Below are 18403 nucleotides of genomic sequence, written 5' to 3'. Positions count from 1 at the left end.
GGTTGTATGGCACTGGGTTTTACCCCGGTCGTGCAGATTTATGGCGCAAACGCGGATTTGCTCAACCAGCGGCTGATCAGTTGGGAACACATTGATGCCGCCGGTATCGAGTCGGATCAACTGACCCTGACCATTGATCTGGAAGGCCTCGAAGGGCTGCCGAACCTCGGTGGGAAAATCGGCCTGCTGGTGGGTTATCTGGAAATGGAAGAGATGGTCGACAAGGGCCAGTTCAAAGTCACTCGCCTGACGCCGACGCTGTTTCCGTTTCGCCTGACCCTGGTGGCCACTGCCGCGCCGTTCAGCAAGGATGACGAGACCGGCTTCAAGCAGCGCCGCACTGCCAGTCATGGACCGACGACGCTCGGTCAATTGTTTAGCCAACTGGTGTCGCAGCACGGATTTTCATCGCGTGTCGCTGCGGACGTGTCGATGATCAAGATCGCCCACGTCGACCAGTCCAATGAAACTGACATGGGCTTTCTGACGCGGTTGGCAAAGAAGTACAACCTGGTCGCCAAACCTTATGGCGATGCGTATGTGCTGGCGCGGCCCGGGCAGATCAAATCCATCTCGGGGCAGAAACTGCAGGATGTGACGTTGTCGGTCACCCACGACAATCGTCCCGGCGATCACGCCTTCATCAGCGCCACGCTGGAAGAGGCCGCCCGCGAACAGGCCAAGGGCTGCAAGACCTGTTTTGTCGATGCTGTTACAGGCGTTTTGCACTGGGTCGAAACGGGACTTGCGCCGTTCAAGACCATCCGCCAGAAGCAACCCAACGAAGCGGATGCCATCGCCGTCGGCGAGGGCGAAGTGCGCAAAATGCTCCGGCAAAAGTTCAAGGTGAAGATCACCTGCCCGGGCGATCCGCGACTGGCCGCTGAAGGCCTGGTGCTGCTCGATGACACCTGGCCGGACTTCATGCGCGGACGCTGGTCGATCGACAAGGTCACCGCCAGCGGTAATCGCGAGAACAGCTATCGCTGCCTGATCGATGCCAGCGGCCTCGATCCAAAGGCTGAAGACTGATCTCTCAACACCACCAATCCCTTGTAGGAGTGAGCCTGCTCGCGATTGCGGTGTGTCAGTCACCATCGATTCTGACTGTAAGTCCGCTATCGCGAGCAGGCTCACTCCTACATGAGTCCTGCGGTAACTCCCACTATTTGGAACACCCCCATGAAGATCACCCCGATCCTCACGCAGCTGCGTGGGCAATGCCCGAGCCTGGCCAATCACATTTCGGTGGGTGTCGATCTGGCGCTGCTACAAGGCAACCCGGATCTGCCAACACCCTCGGCCTACGTGCTGCCAATTGCCGATCTGGCCAGCAACAGCACCACCCAAAACCTCACCACCCAACCAATCCGCGACCGCTTCGAAATCGTCCTGGTGCTTGACGCTACCGACGCTACAAAAGCGCTGGATCTGTTGCACGACCTGCGTGCCGAGTTGTGGCGCGCGCTGGTTGGTTTCAAACCTGATTCCACCTACAGCGCCATCGTTTACGACGGCGGCGAAATGGTCTCGATCAACAGCAGCCGCGTGTTCTACCGGCTGCGCTTTTTTGCCGAGTTCCAGCTTGGCCGCAATCTGCCGAGTCAGCCTGCGGAGAGTTGGCACGAACGCGAACTGGACGGTTTGTCGTCCTTTACCGGGGCCACCGTGCGGGTCGATGCGATCGACCCGGCCGACCCCAACCTGAAACGCCCGGGCCCCGATGGGCGCGTGGAAATGACTTTCTCTGGAGACGTAACCCCATGAGCAATCGCATCACCGTACTGCCGGCCGCCGGCCGCGTCGTACCTGACCCGGAGGCCGGCGATCTGCTGCCGCTGGAAGGCCGTGAAGTGCTGGACAGCGCCTGGTGGCGCCGACGTCTGGCCGACGGCGATATCACCCTCAAAACCGCACCAGCCAAACAAAAGGGAGCCAAATAATGGCGATCGGATTCAGCAACATCCCCGCGGACATTCGTGTACCGCTGTTCTATGCCGAAATGGACAACTCGGCCGCCAATAGCGCGAGTTCGACCCTGCGTCGTTTGATCGTCGCTCAGGTCAACGACAACATTGCCCCGACCGAAGTCGGCAAACTGGTGTTGGTCTCCAGCGTTGCGCTGGCCAAGAGCATCGGTGGTCAGGGCTCGATGCTCGCCTCGATGTACGAGACCTTCCGCAAGGCTGACCCGATCGGTGAGATCTGGTGCCTGCCGCTGCACAACACCGAAGGCGCGATCGCCAAAGGCGTGCTGACCCTGACCGGCACCGCGACCCAGGCTGGCGTGCTCAATCTGTATGTCGGCGGCGTGCGTGTGCAAGCCACTGTGGTCAACGGTGCCACAGCTGCACAGGCGGCCACCGCCCTGGCGCAGAAAATCAACGCCACCGCCGACCTGCCGGTGAGCGCTGCTGCTGCCGAAGGTGTGGTCACCCTGAGCGCCAAATGGACTGGCGACAGCGGTAACGACATCAGCCTGCAATTCAATCACCTGGGCAAGAGCAACGGCGAAGACACCCCGGCCGGCCTGACCACTGCCATCACTGCCATGACTGGCGGCGCCGGTGTGCCGGATCAAGTGGAAGCCATCGCCGCACTGGGCGACGAGCCGTTCGAATTCATCGCACTGCCATGGTCCGATCTGTCGACGCTCAACACCTGGCAAGCGGTCATGGATGACAGCAGCGGTCGCTGGTCGTGGGCCAAACAGCTGTTTGGTCACGTCTACAGCGCCAAACGCGGCACCGTCGGTACGCTGGTCGCTGCAGGTCAGGCACGCAATGACCAGCACATGACCATTCAGGCGCTGGAGCCGGGCGTTCCGCAACCATTCTGGGTACAAGCCGCGGCACTGGCTGCGCGCACCGCGGTGTTCATTTCCGCCGACGCCAGTCGTCCAACCCAGAGCGGCAGCCTGCCGGGTGTCGATCCGGCGCCGGCCAGCGAGCGCTTCACGCTGACCGAGCGTCAGTCGCTGCTCAACTACGGCATCGCCACCGCGTACTACGAGGGCGGTTACGTGCGCATCCAGCGTTCGATCACCACCTACCAGAAGAACGCTTTTGGTCAGGCCGACAACTCCTACCTGGACAGCGAAACCATGCACCAGTCGGCGTTCATCGTGCGTCGTCTGCAGAGTGTGATTACCAGCAAATACGGTCGGCACAAACTGGCCTCCGACGGCACCCGTTTCGGCGCCGGCCAACCGATCGTGACGCCGGCGACCATTCGCGGCGAGCTGATCGCGCAGTACGCCAAGCTCGAACTGGAAGGCCACGTCGAGAACGCCGAGCTGTTCGCCGAGCACCTGATCGTCGAGCGCGACGTGCAGGACCCGAGCCGCGTGAACGTGCTGTTCCCGCCGGATTACATCAACGGTCTGCGCGTGTTCGCGCTGCTCAACCAATTCCGTCTGCAGTACGACGACGCGGCTTGATCCGCGCGTTTGACGGCACGTTTTCAGCCCACCTCGCGTGGGCTTTTTTATGCAAGGGAGTAACACCATGGGTCAACTGATTGCAGGTACCTGCTACGTCAAAGTCGACGGCGCACAACTGACCATCAATGGCGGCTGCGAAGCCCCGCTGATGGCGGTCAAACGCGAAACCGTCGTACCTGGCTTCTACAAGGAAACCGACATCGCGCCGTCGTTCAAAGTGACCGCGCTGCACACCGCCGACTTCCCGCTGAAGAAGCTGATCGAAGGCACCGACATCACCGTCACCTGCGAATTCAGCAACGGCAAAGTCTACGTGCTGGCCGGTGCCTACCTGGTCGAAGAGCCAGTCTCCAAAGGCGATGACGCCACCATCGAACTGAAATTCGAAGGCATAAAGGGGACCTGGCAATGAGCGGCGCCGTGAAGCTTCAGGTTGCGATCGAAGCTCACGGCGAGCCCCTGACCGAACTCGTCCTGCGCCGTCCGACGGTGCAGGAAGTGCGAGCGATCAAGGCGCTGCCGTACAAGATCGACAAGAGCGAAGAAGTCAGCCTCGACATGGACGTGGCGGCCAAATACATCGCCGTGTGCGCCGGCATTCCGCCGTCGTCGGTCAACCAGTTGGATCTGGCTGACCTCAATGCGCTGAGCTGGGCCGTTGCGAGTTTTTTCATGAGTGCGGCGTCGGCGCCATCACCGACCTGATTGCCGTCGCCTATGACCTGGCCTGGTTCTGGAAGGTTGACCCCGAACAGATGATGGCCAGGCCACTGGATGTGCTCCGCGAATCGCTGGAGCACGCGCAACGGATCAATGCGATGCAGCAGGTGCAGTGATGGCAGACGAAGAAACGAAAGTAAAAACTCCGGTGCTGATCACGGGCATCGATGAACTGTCGCCCAAACTCGGCGCCCTGCGAGTCAAGGTCGAGAGCTTCAAGAACAACCTCGAACAGACCGGCCTCGGCAAACTGGACATCAGTGGTCTGTTCAAGGGCGGCAGCGTGATTACGCCGTTTGTGGATGGCATCAAATCGGCCGCAGCGTTTCAGGGCAAATTGGCCGAAGTGGGCGACGCGGCAAAAGCCGTCGATTTACCCGCCACGCCGAAAGTCGCTGCGCAAAACATGAACGTGTTCAGTGCGTCGATGGAAAAGGTTTCCGCAGCCGTGGACGCCGCACTGGTGCCGGCGGTGGGGGCACTGGTGGTCGGGCTGGAACCGATGCTGACTCAGGTCGGCAGCCTGCTCGCCGACAACCCGAAACTGGTCGAAGGCCTGGCGGCGGGGGCGATTGCCTTCTCTGCCATGCAAACCGCCGTCACCGGTATGACCCAGGTCATGGACGTGATGAGCATGGTGCTCAAGACCAATCCGATCATGTTGATCGCGATGGGCATCGCGGTGGCGGCCGGTTTGATTTATGCCAACTGGACGCCGATCAGTGCCTTTTTCAAGGGCATGTGGGAGGGCGTGAAAAACATCGGTGTGAGTGCGATGGCAACGTTGCGCTCGATCCTCGATTGGCGACCGCTGGATGCACTGGCGGCACTGTGGTCACCGATCGCGGGATTTTTCGCCGGGATCTGGGACAAGGTCAAAGCGGTCACCGTGCCGGTTGTCGATTTCTTCAAGTCGGTGTTCTCGTGGACGCCCGCCGGCATGATCCTGGAAAACTGGGCGCCGCTGACCGGTCTGTTTTCGGCGATCTGGGACTTGCTCAAGGCCTTGAGTGTGCCGGTGATGGCGTTCCTCAAAGGACTGTTCGACTGGACACCGCTGGGGATGATCATCAACAACTGGGGCGCGATCACCGGGTTCTTCGCCTCGATCTGGACGGCGCTGCAACCGGCGGCACAAGCCATCAAGGACTTCTTCGGCACGTTGTTCGACTATTCCCCACTGGGCATGATCGTCAACAACTGGGGCAGTATCGTGGCCTTCTTCGAACCGGTCTGGGCCGCATTGCAAACCTCGGCGCAGCAGATCAAAAGCTTCTTCCAGAGCCTGTTCGAATGGTCGCCGCTGGAACAGATCGCGATGTACTGGCAACCGATCAGCGAAGTGTTTTCGGCGCTGTGGGGCGTGGTGCAAGCGTTGGCCGCACCGGTACTGGAGTTTTTGCACAACATGTTCGAATGGACGCCGTTGGGGCAGATCATCAAGAACTGGGGGCCGATCACCGAGTGGTTCGGCGAGTTGTGGCAAAAGCTGCAAACCGTCATTGCGCCGATCAAGGAGCTGTTCGACGGCGGTTTTGCCGGACTGATCGCCAAGGTCACCGGCAAGGTTGAAACGTTCACCGAAGCGCAACGCCAGACCAATGCCGAAGGCAAAGGCGAACTGGCACCCGCGTTCTTTGGGGCAACGCCACAAGCAGCCAACGGTGCACTGCAAAGTGGTTCGTTGCCACAGAGTTCTGGCGCACTGATTCAACAAAGCGCAATCAACAACCGCACGCAACTCGAAGGCGGCCTGACCGTGCGCTTCGAAAATGCGCCGGCCGGGCTGCGCACCGATCAACCGCAAAGCAATCAACCGGGCCTGGCGCTGTCTTCGCGCATCGGCTATCGCTCGTTGTCGGCAGGAGGTTCCAATGAACTGGCGTGACCGTTTGTTGCCGGCATCCTTTCGTGGTGTCGGCTTCTGGATCGATCAGGCGAAAACCCCGGTCGGTCGCAAAGGTCAGTTGCACGAATACCCGCAACGCGACCTGCCGTATTTCGAGGATCTGGGCCAGCAGGCCAGGATTCACGACATCACGGCATTCATCATCGGCGCCGATTGCCTGGAGCAGCGCGACAAACTGCTCAAGGCATTGGAGGCGGGCAATGGTGAACTGGTGCACCCGTGGCTCGGGCGCCTGCAAGTCAAGGTCGGTGAATGCGACATGACCCATACCCGCCAGGACGGCGGGCTGGTGACCTTTACCCTGAAGTTTTATCCCGATCAGCCGTTGCCGTTTCCGACCGCTACCGTCAGCACACAGAAAGTGCTGCTGGCCAAGGCCGACACGCTGTTGGGGTCTGCGGTGGCGCGCTTCGAGCAGGCGATGACGCTGATCAAGGCCGCGCGGATCGGCATTGCCAATCTGCGTAACAGCCTGACCGGCGTTTATGAGGTGATCAAAGAACAGCTCAAGCCGCTGATCGAGCAGTACCGGCAGATCACCGAACTGGTCAAAGCGGTCAAGGAGTTGCCCAAGGAAGTGGCGGCGGAGTTCAAAGGCCTGCTCGGCGATATCAAGGAACTCAAGGAGTTTGCGAAGGAGGGCTACCGTGGCGTGATTGCCGACGTGTCGCAACAACTCGAAGCGATCCGCAAGGCGGATGCGCCAAAGATCACCACCGGCAAGGACACCAACGCCGCAGCGCAAGCCATGGCCGATCTGGTGCAGGACACGATGCTGGTCAAAGTGGCGCAGTGGGTGGCGTCGATGCCAGTGGCGACCCCCGCAGTGAAACTGTCGTCGACACCTTCGGTGGCGCAGCAGGCGGATCAACCCGTGACCCGTCCGGAAGTACCGGTGACCGACGAAATGAAAGCACTGCAGAAGGCGGTCGGGGTGGCCATTGATCCGATGCTGGACAAGGCCGATCCCAAGCACCACCAGGCAATCAACGATGTCAAGGAAGCGCTGCTGGCGCATCTCAAGGCAGTGGCGTCATCCGGTGTGCGCCAGGTCACCAAATCGTTCCAGGAAAGCTTGCCGGCGCTGGTTGTGGCCTACAAGCAATTTGCCGATGCCACACGGGTGACCCAAGTGACTCAGAGCAATGCGATGAACCATCCGGGTTTTTCACCCAACGACGTGAAAGTGTCCAGGGAGTGAGCCATGAACGAGATGGATAACCGCGTCACGTTGACCGTCAACAACATGGAATACGGCGGCTGGAAAAGCGTGGAAATCACCGCTGATCTGGAGCGCCAGTTCCGCACGTTCAAACTTGACATCACCTGGCAGTGGCCGGGGCAGGCGGTGGACCAGCGGATCAAGCCGGGTGACCCCTGCGAAGTGAAAATCGGCCAGGACCTGGTGCTCACCGGCTACGTGTTCAAGGCGCCGATCAGCTATGACGGACGCCAGATCAGCCTGAGCATCGAGGGCAGTTCCAAGACCCAGGATCTGGTCGATTGCGCCGCCAGAAACCAGCCGAATCAATGGCAGGAGCAACCGCTGCTGAGCATCGTGCAGGCGCTGGCGATGGAGTACGGGCTGATGGTGGTCAATGAAATTCCCGAGACTGCGCGGCTGACCAAGCACACCATCGTGCCGGGTGAAACCGTGTTCCAGTCGATCGACCGTTTGCTCTCGTTGCTGCGGGTGTTTTCCACCGATGACGAGCAGGGCCGGCTGGTGTTGGCCAAACCCGGCAGCGGTGGGCGGGCCAGTGATGCGCTGGAGCTGGGCAAGAATATCCTGTCGGCCAACGCCCCCATGGATCAGAGCCAGGTGTTCTCCGAATACCGGGTGATCGGCCAGCAGAAAGGTTCGGACAAGAAGAGCGGGGCGGCGGTCAGCGAGGTTGAATCCAGTGCGACCGATCTGAGCTTCAAACGTCGACGCACCACCATCATCAACGAGGGCACCGCGCTGACGTTCGAACTGGCCCAGCAACGCGCCCAGTGGGAGTGCGCCACCCGTATGGGGCGGGCGCAGACCACCACGTATCGGGTGCAGGGCTGGCGCCAGGCCAACGGTGATCTTTGGCGGCACAACACGCTGGTCAAAGTCACGGATCCGGTGCTTGGGTTTGATGGCGACATGCTGATCTCCAAGGTCACTTATTCGTTGTCGGCACAAGGCTCGGTGACCACGCTGCAAGTGGCGCCGCCGCATACCTTCGACGCCAATCCAATGCCACCGAAAAAATCCCCGGCCTGACACCGAACCCTGTAGGAGTGAGCCTGCTCGCGATAGCGTCGGCAGCCTCAACATCACAGTGCCTGACCCACCGCCATCGCGAGCAGGCTCACTCCTACAGTTGATCGCGTCGTGGCCGCCTCTTTGAAGGACACCCCATGAGCCTACTGACACGCCTGCTGGCGCGCGGCACTGTCGTGCTCGCCAACTCGGCATCCAAGCTGCAATCGCTGCAAATGCGCCTCACCGCCGGCGAAGTGAACGACGACATGGAGCATTTCGAACCCTACGGCTTCACCAGCCACCCACTGGCCGGTGCCGAAGGGGTCGTCACCTTCATCGGCGGCGACCGTTCCCACGCCATTGCTCTGGTCATCGCTGACCGCCGCTATCGCCTGCAAGCGCTGGCCGCTGGTGAAGTGGCGATCTACACCGACGAGGGCGACAAGATTCATTTCAAGCGCGGGCGGATCATCGACATCGAAACCGCCACGCTGAACATCCGCGCCAGCAGCGCGGTGAACTTCGATACGCCGGTGATCAACCAGACCGGCAAGATCGTTTCCACCGGCGATCAACTTGCCGGTGGCATCAGCCAGATCAAACACGTGCACGTCGGTGTGCAGGCCGGCAGCGGCCAGACCGGCGCGCCGGCAGGAGGCAAGTGATGCTGATCAGCCAAAACCTCCACGCTGCACTGACGCGCTCCGTACTGATCAGCCTGTTCACCTGGCGCCGCGCCGCCGATGACGACGCCCTCGACGACGACGAACGTTTCGGCTGGTGGGGCGACACGTTTCCCACCGTTGCCGACGACCGCATCGGCTCACGGCTATGGCTACTGCGCCGGGTGAAATTGACCCGACAAACGCAGATGGACGCCGAGTTCTATGCCCGCGAAGCCTTGCAATGGCTGATCGACGACGGCCATTGCAGCGCCATCGACATCATCAGCGAACGCCTCGACGCCCAGCGTCTGAACCTGCGCACGGTCCTGACCCTGGCCGACGGCGAACGTCTGGACATCAACCCCGATAACAGTTGGCAGGTGATCTATGCCGTTTGAAACCCCTTCGCTGCCGGTGCTGATCAAGCGCACCCAAAGCGACCTGGCCGGCGATTCGCTGCGCCAGTCCGATGCGCAAGTGCTGGCCCGCACCCTCGGTGGCGCGGCTTATGGTCTGTACGGTTATCTCGACTGGATTGCCGAGCAGATCCTGCCCGACAAGGCTGATGAGTCGACGCTTGAGCGTATCGCCGCACTGCGTTTGAACCAACCGCGCAAACCCGCGCAAGTCGCCACCGGCAGCGTCAGCTTTACCGCGACCGCCGGCGCTGTGCTCGACGTCGACACGTTGCTGCAATCGAACGACGGTCGCACCTACAAAGTCACTGCCGCGCGCACCACGGCCAATGGCAGCAACAGCACCACCATCGCCGCGCTGGATGCCGGCAGCCTCGGCAATGCCGACGCCGGGCTGGCGCTGACACCAGTGCAGCCGATTGCCGGTGTGGTCGGCAACAGCTTTATCGTGCTGGCGCCGGGACTCAGCGGCGGCGTGGCACGGGAAAGTCTGGAGTCGCTGCGCTCGCGGGTGATTCGTTCCTACCGCGTGATTCCCCATGGCGGTTCGGCCAGCGACTACGAGACCTGGGCACTGGAAGTGCCGGGCGTGACCCGCGCCTGGTGTCGTGGCGGCCTGCTCGGGCCGGGCACGGTGACGGTGTTCATCATGCGTGATGAAGACCCGCAACCGGTGCCGAACGATGAGCAATTGGCGGAAGTTCAGGACTACATCGAACCGCTGCGTCCAGTGACGGCGGAAGTGCACGTGCAGCGGCCGATTCAAGTGCCGGTGGTGTATCGCTTCAAGAGCGTCAATCCGGACACCACCGCTGTGCGCGCCGCCGTTGAGGCGCAGTTGCGCGACCTGCACAACCGCGAAGCCGATCTGGGTGTGCCGTTGCTGATCAGTCATATCCGCGAAGCCATCAGCAGCGCTGGTGGTGAGTACGATCACACGCTGACCGCGCCGGCTGCTGACGTGCCTGCCGGGCAAAGCGAACTGCTGACCTTCGGAGGTTGCGTATGGGGGGCATAAGAACCGCCGCGCAATATCAGGCGCAATTGCGCGCCTTGCTGCCCAGCGGCCCGGCGTGGGACCCGGAGCGCGTGCCGGAACTGGAAGAAGTGCTGCAAGGCGTCGCCGTCGAACTGGCGCGCCTCGATGCCCGCGCCGCCGACCTGCTCAATGAGATGGACCCGGCCGGCGTCAGCGAACTGGTGCCGGACTGGGAGCGGGTGATGAACCTGCCCGACCCGTGCCTGGGCGCCACACCGCTGTTCGACGACCGCCGCCTCGCCGTACGCCGGCGCTTGCTCGCGGTCGGCAGCCAGGCGGTCGGTTACTACATCGACATCGCCAAAAGCCAGGGTTACCCCAACGCCACCATCACCGAACTCGAAGCCCCGCGCATGGGCCGTGCGCGTTTCGGCTCGGCGCACTGGGGCACGTGGGAAGCGCAGTTCATGTGGACGCTCAACACCGGCGGGCGCTTGTTGCTCGGTCGGCGTTTCGGCGCGAGCTACTGGGGCGAGCGCTTTGGCGTGAACCCGGGCTCGGCGCTGGAATGCCTGATCCATCGCAGTGCCCCGGCGCATACCAAGGTGCACATCAATTATGACTAGGGAGGAATAAGCCATGGATTATCCGAACAGTGTGCCCAGCGCCGGTTTGGTGAATGGGAAGTTTGTCGATGAGAACCCAATGACCGGAACCCCGGGATCGTTGATTCCGGCGGATTGGGGGAATGGGGTTACGCAGGAAATTCTCAACGTGATCAATGCCGGGGGGCTGACCCCGGACGAGAAGAAATACGATCAGTTGTTGCAGGCGATTCAAAGCGTTTCGGCCAAGGGCTGGAATCTGGATTCGGCGTTGCCGATTGGCGCCTTGCCCACCGCTACCGTGGCTACGGCAGACGGGCGATTGCCGATCACGCCGACCGCGTTTGCTACCAGTGGCGGGCGCTTGTCGATTCTGCCCGGTGTGCTGGTCAGCTTGGGTCAGGAAGTGCTGGCAGGTCAGTTGGGTCGTCCGCGTACCTTTACGACCCAAGCCTGGAGCAGTGCCGATCTATTGCCGAATTCCGGCTACTTTTTGCGCGCACAAGTGGTTGCTGGCGTGCTGACCTTCTATACGCAGCGCGGCACGATCTACGACGCTACACCGGAAGGCTTGAAGGGCACGATCAATGGGGGGGCGGGAGGCGGTTTCCAGTCGACACCTCTGGATCTCTGTCTGGCGTGGGTGGTGACTGCCGGACCCGGGTCGGTACCGATTGTCAGGTCGATCTACAACCGGAGCCGGTTGACGTGGACACAGACAGTCAACGGCAATGGTGTGGTTTACCTTCCACTCGATCCACATGCGCGGGCGGCGCGGCTGGTGGTGGGCAATCCGACGCCGCATCCGACGGCTATCAGTGCAGTCGGGTTTGCACCCGCAGGATGGCTCGGCGGCAATTACTGTTTTTTGAACCCGACGATTGGAACATCCAGTAACTGGGACGGCTGGGCAACCGCCAATGCACCTGTATTGATTTTTTCCAGCAACGTGGTGAGCGACACGACTGTTTCGTCCCTCACTGCCAGCTTTGACCATGCTGAATTGCGCTCGCTTTGGCAAAGCTACCAGACTGAACACACTTGGGGCGCCAGCAACGCCTCAAGCGATGAGTTGCTGTTCAGCATGGGGCTCAAAAGTCACGGTTTGTCTGACTATGCATCGGGTATCGCTGTCAATTTCACCGCGGCGGTCAATATCAGTTTTTCCTGGGAGTTGATCCGATGATCATCATTCAAGAACTGCATCAGTTCGACGACGGCTTGCGCCCGGCACAACCTTCTGTTGCTCATGATTGGGACGGTGAAAAGTGGCAACTGAATCCCGTCAGAGTCGCCGAGCTGGAACAGCAGGAAGCCGAACGCCTGTGCAGCAAAGTCGACGCCGCCGCTGACGGCGCCCGTACCGCTCTGGCTGGTGACCCGCTCAAAGCCATGGAGTACGCCCAGGCCGCCGCCGATGCTCAGGCGTATCGGGACGCCGGTTACCCGAAAAAAGAAGTGCCACTGTCGGTCGCAGCCTGGGTTGCCAAAGGTCGCAGCGCTAAACAGGCCGCCGAGCAGATTCTGAGCAAGGCCGATCAACTGACCGACCATCTACTGGCGCTGCGTACGCTGCGCCTGAAGGCCAAAGCGCAAATTCGCACTCAGGCTGCCAAAGGCAACACGGATCTGGCGCGCAGCGCTGGTGACGAAGCTTTGGTCGCCATTCGCGAATTGGCCAGCGGCCTTTCCAGCTAAACCGAAAATTCTGCGTACTGCGTCAGCCAAGCCCACTTCGTTGTGGGCTTTTTATTTTCAGAAAACGGACCGTGGACAGGCACGCAGAAGACGCTGTGCCGACGCCGGTCATTTGTCATTTCAAAGGAACGAACAACCTATGGATTATCCAAAAAGCGTCCCCAGCGTCGGCCTGGTCGATGGCCGCTTCGTCGATGAAAACCCGGTGGCGGGAACACCGGGGTCTTTGATTCCGGCGGTGTGGGGCAATGCTGTCACAGAGGAAGTACTCAACGTTGTTGTTGGTGCAGGATTGACGCCTGCTGAAGGTGACAACCGGCAGTTGCTCAAAGCCTTGCAAGTGCTGTTGGCATTGGCCAGCCCAATGGCAACGTCCGTGACCAATGTATCGACCTCCAAAGCGTTGGCGGAAAATGAACTCGGGCTGGTGCTCGTCAATGCGAGCAGTGGTGCGACCACCATCAGCCTGCCGCCGGCGGACCTTACGTTAGGGGTTCGCGACGTCATAGTTCGTCGGGTCGACAACTCGACATCGCGCTTGGCAGTGCGCGCTTCGGGCACCGACAAAATCAGATTTCACACTCATCTTGTCGCAGCCGGATATCCCTTCTTTGTGCTGATGGGTTCGGGTGACTGGTGGCATCTGCGCAGTGATGGCGCAGGCAACTGGTGGCCGATCGGACGCTTCGATGGCACGCCGTTGGGCCGCACTGTCTTCGAGACTACGGCACTGCTCAATCCCGGAGGATACGGTCCGCTTAACGGGGCGGTATTCAGTCGCAGCGACTGGCCGTGGTTGTGGGATCACGCGCAGCAGTCCGGCGCCCTGACCACTGAAGCCGCGAGGGTAGGGGCCGAGGGTGGCTGGACCAGCGGAGATGGCACGTTGACCTTTCGCGGGCCGGAGGGTCGAGGTGAGTTCATCAGAGTGTGCGATGAGGGGCGTGGGGTTGATGCCGGTCGCTCGGTTGGTAGTTGGCAGGTCGACATGTTCCGCGCTCATCGACACGAACTCAAAAGCGACATGCTGGGCGTTCCACTGGTATCGGCGCCGAACGCGGCGCCTGATGCCTTGTTTAATCAGGCCAACATCAGTCTCGGATTTACCGAAAATACCGGCGGTGTCGAAACCCGTCCGCGCAACATGGCCTATCCAGGCCGGATAAAGCTCATCTAACGCGAGTTTTTCGTTTTCTGAGCACCATCAAATGGGAATGAACAATGCCCTATTACTACGTATTAAATGAAGGGACGCAAGAAATTACCGGACCGATCGAATTGCCGATCACACCCGGAATAGGCGTTCAAATACCCGGCAATGCAATCGAGTTGACTGAATTGCTGCCCACCATTGAGCCCGGTTATGTTTGGGTGTGGCGCAATGGGCAAGTATTGCAACTGATCGACTTGCGCAACCGGCTGGTTTATCGCAAAGACAATGGCAACTCGCTTTACTGGAGCGAGCTTGGGCCTATCCCTGACTATCTGACCGTCAAGCCGCGTCCCGACACTCTCTACTTCTGGAAAGATGATGACTGGGTGCCGGATGTCGACGCCCAACGTGCGGCATTGGTGACGCAGGCGGGCTTAGAGCGCGATAACCGCCTGCGCGAAGTGGTCATTCGTGTCGCACCACTGCAATACGCTTACGAACTGGGCGAGGCGAGCAGTGATCAACTGGCCACGCTGCAAACATGGAAACGCTACGCGCTTACTCTGGCCCGGATCGAGCTGCAACCGGATTATCCCTTGGTCATTGAATGGCCCGCGACGCCTGCCGAACGGGTTGTTTCACCAATCTCATAAGCACAACTCAATTGATTAAAGCCTCGTAGACGGCCTGGTGCTGTCGGTATTCGGCTGCCTGTCAGAAGCTTGAAGGCTATGGCGTGGAGGGGCTGGAACGATGCGAGTTTGTTGACAGCAGATTGACGGCCTTCAGGGCCAGAGTGGCTTGTTTAAAAAACAGGAGAAATTAAATGGATTACCCAAATAGTGTGCCCAGTGCCGGTCTTGTAAACGGTCGGTTTGTCGATGAAGAGCCGCTGAGTGGTAGGCCGGGATCGTTGATTCCGGCGAGTTGGGGAAATAGCGTTACGCAGGAAATTCTTGAAGTTATCAGAACCTCGGGAGCAGTCGCGGACGAAGCTGATAACACTCAGTTAAGAGCAGCAATTAATACGCTGATCTCGAAGAAATACAGTGAAAGCTTGGCCAGTCAAGAAGACGCGGAGTCTGGTGCCAGTACCACCAAGTTAATGACACCGTTGCGCGTAGTCCAATCCATTGCGAAGAAAATCCAACAGGCGACAGAGTCCATCGTAGGCATAGCGAGAGTTGCTTCTCAGGCAGAGGTCAATGCTGGCGTCAGCGACGCGTCTATTGTGACTCCGAAAAAACTTAGACTTGGATTCAAGGTGAATCTGGGCATTTCAGGCTACATCGTTTTTCCTTCTTGGATGGGAGGGTTGATCATCCAGTGGATTAACGGCAGCGCCAGTCAGTCAGGCAACAACAATTGTGGTGACCTGAATTTATGGCCACTCGCATTTCCCAATGCGATGTTTCTCGCGGTCGCCACCCATGAAGGTGGTTCAACGGCAACCTTCTTGACGTGGAACGATACTTCAACAGTAAGTAGGAGAGTGGGCATCAATGTGCGCTGTCCTGATTATTCCAACTCTTCCATTTCCGCCCGAATCATAGGAATAGGGTACTGACTATGTATTATTTTTCGCCGGCAACTTCTGGTTTTTATCATTCGGATGTACACGGAGTGAGTATTCCTTCCGACGCGTTTGCACTCAGCGAAGGTGAGTACTGCGGGCTGGTATCGAATGCTCCGAAAGGTACGGTTCTGTCGTTGAATAGTGAAGGACGACCGGAGCGGTTTTTTTTGGCGGAACCGTCCAGTGACGCACAAGAACGAATGTGGCGCGACAAGGCGTTGGAGCTGACTCAGTGGCTAGTCCTTCGCGATGCCGAAGAACTGGAAATGGGCGAGGGCACAACCTTGCGCGCTGAAGAGTTCAAACAACTGCTGGCGTATCGACAGGCGCTGCGCGACTGGCCAAACGATCCGGACTTCCCCCATGAACATGCTCGCCCGGTCGAACCCGATTGGCTCGACGGCGTGCTGCGCTCAAACAAATGAGGAATCAATGTGGATTACCCAAAAAGCGTTCCCAGTGTCGGGCTGGTCAACGGCAAGTTCGTCAATGAAGACGTCATAGCAGGATTGCCCGGATCCCTGATCCCGGCGACCTGGGGTAACAGCGTCACTGATGAATTGTTGAACGTCGTCAAATCCGCCGGCCTTGAGCCGAGCGAAGCCGATGCAACCCAGTTGTTGCAAGCGGTGAAAAAGCTCAGTCAGGCAGGTGAAGACAAACATGCCACTGACATCGGCGCGGCCAATCTCTACATGGCCAATTATGTGCCTGCCGTCACCGCATTGAAGGACGGCTTGGCGCTGCGCTTTACTGCCGGTAATGCCAATACCGGGGCGAGTACGTTTGCGCCGAACGGGTTGATGCCCAAGCCACTGGTCAGTCTTGCAGCGAGTGCGTTGCGCCCTGCCGAGATTGTCGGCGGTAGTGTGTGTTCGGTGGTGTACAGCGCAGCACTGGATAGTTGGGTGCTGGTGTATGCGAGTGGTGGCAGTGCTGCAAGTGGCCGGCTCCTGGGGATCAAGACGTTTACCGCGTCCGGCAGCTATGTGCCGTCAGTGGGAATGAAGAATGTATTGGTCACCATCGTCGGCGGAGGTGGTGGCAGCTCGGGAATCGGTGCGACGAACTCTACCCAGGTTTCCCTTACAGGCGGTGGCGCTTCCGGTAGCTACGCACAAGCCTGGTTATCATCTGCCGCGATCGGGCAGAGCCAAATCATTACCGTGGGGGCTGGGGGCGCGGCGGGGGTTGTCGGCACAGGCGGAGGAAGTGGCGGTACAAGTTCGCTGGGTTCATTGGTTACTGCCACCGGTGGTGGCGGGTCTCCCTGGAGTTCTCCACTCACGCTTCCTGGATTCGGCTTGTATGTGGGTGGTTTTCCCAGCCAAACCTCAAGTGGCGGCAACATTGTCAATTCGGCAGGTGCAGCCGGCAACCCAGGGATGTGCCTCACCGGATCAACACTTGCCGGGCACGGCGCAAACTCACCGCTTGGCAGTGGTGGGTATGCGAGCAGCGTCGCATTGAGTGTGGCTGCCCCCGGTTCCGGTTATGGTTCAGGCGCGGGCGGGATCGCTAACACAACCAATCAGCCGGGTAGACCGGGCGCAGCAGGCGCTCCCGGTGCCGTGATCATCTACGAGTACGCCTGATGAAAACCTACGCACGCATCACCCAGAACACCGTGGTCGAACTCTTCTCCACCGACGGAAATATGGCCGAGATGTTTCATCCGGATCTGCTCTGGGTCGACATCACTGAAATCACTCCGGTACCGCAAATCGACTGGACCGCCCACTTCGGTACCCTCGGTTGGGTGTTCGACGTGCCCGAAGAACTTGCACCGGACAGCACCCTGAAAACTCTGGCAAAAAAATGGCTGACGGGCATTGGCCGTCAACCGTGATTCAATCGAGGCAATATCCAGGGAGGATCAAGCATTATGCAATTAACTGAAAACAACCTTATCGACATCATGCCCAACGCCCGCAGCCAAGCGGGCGTTTTTGTTTCTGCACTCAACAGTGCCATGGCGCGCCGTCATATCGATTCGCCGAAACGTATCGCGGCGTTCCTTGCGCAAGTTGGCCACGAGTCGGGCCAATTGCGCTACGTGCGCGAACTGGGCAACAACCAATACCTGAGCAAGTACGACACCGGTACGTTGGCCTTGCGTCTGGGCAACACGCCGGAGGCTGACGGCGACGGGCAAAAATACCGAGGGCGGGGGTTGATCCAGATTACCGGCCGTTCGAATTACCACCAGTGCAGCCTTGGCCTGTTCGGCGATGAGCGCCTGCTGTCCCTGCCCGAATTGCTCGAACAGCCGCAATGGGCTGCCGAATCCGCGGCATGGTTCTGGGAACAGAAAGGTTTGAACGCACTGGCCGACCGCGACGAGTTCAACACCATCACCCGGCGCATCAACGGCGGGTTGAACGGGTTGCAGGATCGCCTGGAAATCTGGGCGCGGGCGAGGGCGGTGCTATGCCAATCCCCTGGCGAATGATCGGCGTCCTGTTGCTGGCTGCGGGTGCTTTTGCCGCGGCCTGGCAGTTTCAGGAGTGGCGCTACGGCCGGCAATTGGCCGAGCAGGCTCGGTTAAACGCCGAAGTCTTCAATCAACAGAATTTTGCTGCCGCCTCAGCGCAACAGGCCGAGCAGGATAAACGTCTGGCGCTGGAGCAACGACTCGCCGCCAGTGAACAAACCCACTACCGAGCGCTGAGCGATGCCCAACGTGATCAGGATCGCCTGCGCGATCGTCTTGCTACTGCTGATGTGCGCCTGTCAGTCCTTCTCGACGCCGGCGACGTTGCCTCAGGCTGCAACGTGCCAGCCACCGCCGGCGCCGGCAGCGTGGATCATGCAACCGTACGCGCCCGACTTGACCCGGCGCATGCTCAACGAATTGTCGCCATCACCGATACCGGCGACCGTGGACTGATTGCCTTGCAGGCTTGTCAGGCGTATGTCAGAGCGCTGGCGCCCGAACATTTTGAATGAGTCTGTGTATTGAAAGCGCAACCGGGTCGTGTACGGTGGAGGCATTCCACACGAT

Annotated in this window: 23 protein-coding genes; all 23 read left to right on the top strand. The window is 59.9% G+C overall.

Annotated features, from left to right (window positions below):
• The first annotated feature begins 6 nt into the window (after nucleotides 1-6).
• The 23 genes from KBP52_RS12420 to KBP52_RS12310 all read left to right on the top strand — a co-directional run bounded on the left by KBP52_RS12420 (nucleotide 7) and on the right by KBP52_RS12310 (nucleotide 18348).
• Nucleotides 7-1032, top strand: coding sequence for a phage late control D family protein (locus KBP52_RS12420; protein ID WP_123594866.1), 1026 nt, complete (start codon nucleotides 7-9; stop codon nucleotides 1030-1032).
• A gap of 150 nt (nucleotides 1033-1182) precedes the next feature.
• A complete protein-coding gene (locus tag KBP52_RS12415) occupies nucleotides 1183-1767 on the top strand; it encodes a hypothetical protein (RefSeq protein WP_212622860.1) in 585 nt (194 codons plus the stop codon).
• Complete coding sequence (locus KBP52_RS12410; RefSeq protein WP_034154909.1) at nucleotides 1764-1943, top strand: DUF2635 domain-containing protein; 180 nt, start codon at nucleotides 1764-1766, stop codon at nucleotides 1941-1943. Before KBP52_RS12415 ends, KBP52_RS12410 begins: the two co-directional genes overlap by 4 nt.
• Complete coding sequence (locus tag KBP52_RS12405; RefSeq protein ID WP_212622859.1) at nucleotides 1943-3439, top strand: phage tail sheath subtilisin-like domain-containing protein; 1497 nt, start codon at nucleotides 1943-1945, stop codon at nucleotides 3437-3439. The genes KBP52_RS12410 and KBP52_RS12405 overlap by 1 nt, the downstream gene beginning before the upstream one ends.
• A gap of 67 nt (nucleotides 3440-3506) precedes the next feature.
• A complete protein-coding gene (locus KBP52_RS12400) occupies nucleotides 3507-3854 on the top strand; it encodes a phage tail tube protein (RefSeq protein WP_007908779.1) in 348 nt (115 codons plus the stop codon).
• Nucleotides 3851-4147 (top strand): phage tail assembly protein, encoded by a 297-nt coding sequence (locus tag KBP52_RS12395; RefSeq protein ID WP_007908778.1) that lies wholly within the window; start codon nucleotides 3851-3853, stop codon nucleotides 4145-4147. Before KBP52_RS12400 ends, KBP52_RS12395 begins: the two co-directional genes overlap by 4 nt.
• Nucleotides 4148-4277: 130 nt before the next feature.
• Nucleotides 4278-6050: a phage tail protein gene (locus tag KBP52_RS12390; protein ID WP_212622858.1), complete on the top strand. Its 1773-nt coding sequence runs from the start codon at nucleotides 4278-4280 to the stop codon at nucleotides 6048-6050.
• The gene (locus tag KBP52_RS12385; RefSeq protein ID WP_212622857.1) at nucleotides 6037-7272 is read left to right on the top strand and encodes a DNA circularization N-terminal domain-containing protein; all 1236 of its coding nucleotides are present in this window, start codon (nucleotides 6037-6039) and stop codon (nucleotides 7270-7272) included. Before KBP52_RS12390 ends, KBP52_RS12385 begins: the two co-directional genes overlap by 14 nt.
• A gap of 3 nt (nucleotides 7273-7275) precedes the next feature.
• A complete protein-coding gene (locus KBP52_RS12380) occupies nucleotides 7276-8325 on the top strand; it encodes a phage baseplate assembly protein (protein ID WP_077571353.1) in 1050 nt (349 codons plus the stop codon).
• A 137-nt stretch (nucleotides 8326-8462) separates the two neighbouring features.
• Nucleotides 8463-8972, top strand: a complete 510-nt coding sequence (locus KBP52_RS12375; protein WP_110720163.1) for a phage baseplate assembly protein V — start codon at nucleotides 8463-8465, stop codon at nucleotides 8970-8972.
• Nucleotides 8972-9370, top strand: a complete 399-nt coding sequence (locus KBP52_RS12370; protein ID WP_077571355.1) for a phage GP46 family protein — start codon at nucleotides 8972-8974, stop codon at nucleotides 9368-9370. Before KBP52_RS12375 ends, KBP52_RS12370 begins: the two co-directional genes overlap by 1 nt.
• Nucleotides 9360-10406 carry a baseplate J/gp47 family protein gene (locus KBP52_RS12365; protein ID WP_116028772.1) on the top strand — a complete coding sequence of 349 codons (1047 nt, stop codon included), beginning with the start codon at nucleotides 9360-9362 and terminating at the stop codon, nucleotides 10404-10406. Before KBP52_RS12370 ends, KBP52_RS12365 begins: the two co-directional genes overlap by 11 nt.
• Nucleotides 10394-10993 (top strand): putative phage tail protein, encoded by a 600-nt coding sequence (locus KBP52_RS12360; protein ID WP_212622856.1) that lies wholly within the window; start codon nucleotides 10394-10396, stop codon nucleotides 10991-10993. The genes KBP52_RS12365 and KBP52_RS12360 overlap by 13 nt, the downstream gene beginning before the upstream one ends.
• Before the next feature lie 13 nt (nucleotides 10994-11006).
• Nucleotides 11007-12158: a phage tail protein gene (locus KBP52_RS12355; RefSeq protein WP_077571358.1), complete on the top strand. Its 1152-nt coding sequence runs from the start codon at nucleotides 11007-11009 to the stop codon at nucleotides 12156-12158.
• Nucleotides 12155-12670, top strand: coding sequence for a phage tail protein (locus KBP52_RS12350; RefSeq protein ID WP_212622855.1), 516 nt, complete (start codon nucleotides 12155-12157; stop codon nucleotides 12668-12670). The genes KBP52_RS12355 and KBP52_RS12350 overlap by 4 nt, the downstream gene beginning before the upstream one ends.
• A gap of 139 nt (nucleotides 12671-12809) precedes the next feature.
• Nucleotides 12810-13847 (top strand): phage tail protein, encoded by a 1038-nt coding sequence (locus tag KBP52_RS12345; RefSeq protein WP_212622854.1) that lies wholly within the window; start codon nucleotides 12810-12812, stop codon nucleotides 13845-13847.
• A 44-nt stretch (nucleotides 13848-13891) separates the two neighbouring features.
• Nucleotides 13892-14476 carry a tail fiber assembly protein gene (locus tag KBP52_RS12340; protein WP_212622853.1) on the top strand — a complete coding sequence of 195 codons (585 nt, stop codon included), beginning with the start codon at nucleotides 13892-13894 and terminating at the stop codon, nucleotides 14474-14476.
• A gap of 173 nt (nucleotides 14477-14649) precedes the next feature.
• Nucleotides 14650-15390: a hypothetical protein gene (locus tag KBP52_RS12335; protein WP_212622852.1), complete on the top strand. Its 741-nt coding sequence runs from the start codon at nucleotides 14650-14652 to the stop codon at nucleotides 15388-15390.
• A 2-nt stretch (nucleotides 15391-15392) separates the two neighbouring features.
• Nucleotides 15393-15824: a phage tail assembly chaperone gene (locus KBP52_RS12330; protein WP_212622851.1), complete on the top strand. Its 432-nt coding sequence runs from the start codon at nucleotides 15393-15395 to the stop codon at nucleotides 15822-15824.
• Nucleotides 15825-15833: 9 nt separating this feature from the next.
• Nucleotides 15834-16994, top strand: a complete 1161-nt coding sequence (locus tag KBP52_RS12325; RefSeq protein WP_212622850.1) for a hypothetical protein — start codon at nucleotides 15834-15836, stop codon at nucleotides 16992-16994.
• Nucleotides 16994-17248 (top strand): hypothetical protein, encoded by a 255-nt coding sequence (locus KBP52_RS12320; protein WP_108225240.1) that lies wholly within the window; start codon nucleotides 16994-16996, stop codon nucleotides 17246-17248. The genes KBP52_RS12325 and KBP52_RS12320 overlap by 1 nt, the downstream gene beginning before the upstream one ends.
• A gap of 36 nt (nucleotides 17249-17284) precedes the next feature.
• Complete coding sequence (locus KBP52_RS12315) at nucleotides 17285-17851, top strand: glycoside hydrolase family 19 protein (protein ID WP_212622849.1); 567 nt, start codon at nucleotides 17285-17287, stop codon at nucleotides 17849-17851.
• Complete coding sequence (locus tag KBP52_RS12310) at nucleotides 17830-18348, top strand: lysis system i-spanin subunit Rz (RefSeq protein ID WP_212622848.1); 519 nt, start codon at nucleotides 17830-17832, stop codon at nucleotides 18346-18348. The genes KBP52_RS12315 and KBP52_RS12310 overlap by 22 nt, the downstream gene beginning before the upstream one ends.
• The last annotated feature ends 55 nt before the right edge of the window (nucleotides 18349-18403 follow it).

Source organism: Pseudomonas sp. SCA2728.1_7, from assembly GCF_018138145.1.
Taxonomy (GTDB): Bacteria; Pseudomonadota; Gammaproteobacteria; order Pseudomonadales; family Pseudomonadaceae; genus Aquipseudomonas; species Aquipseudomonas koreensis_A.
Note: the sequence above shows the minus strand (reverse complement) of the source record. Positions and strands in the feature narration are given on the sequence as shown.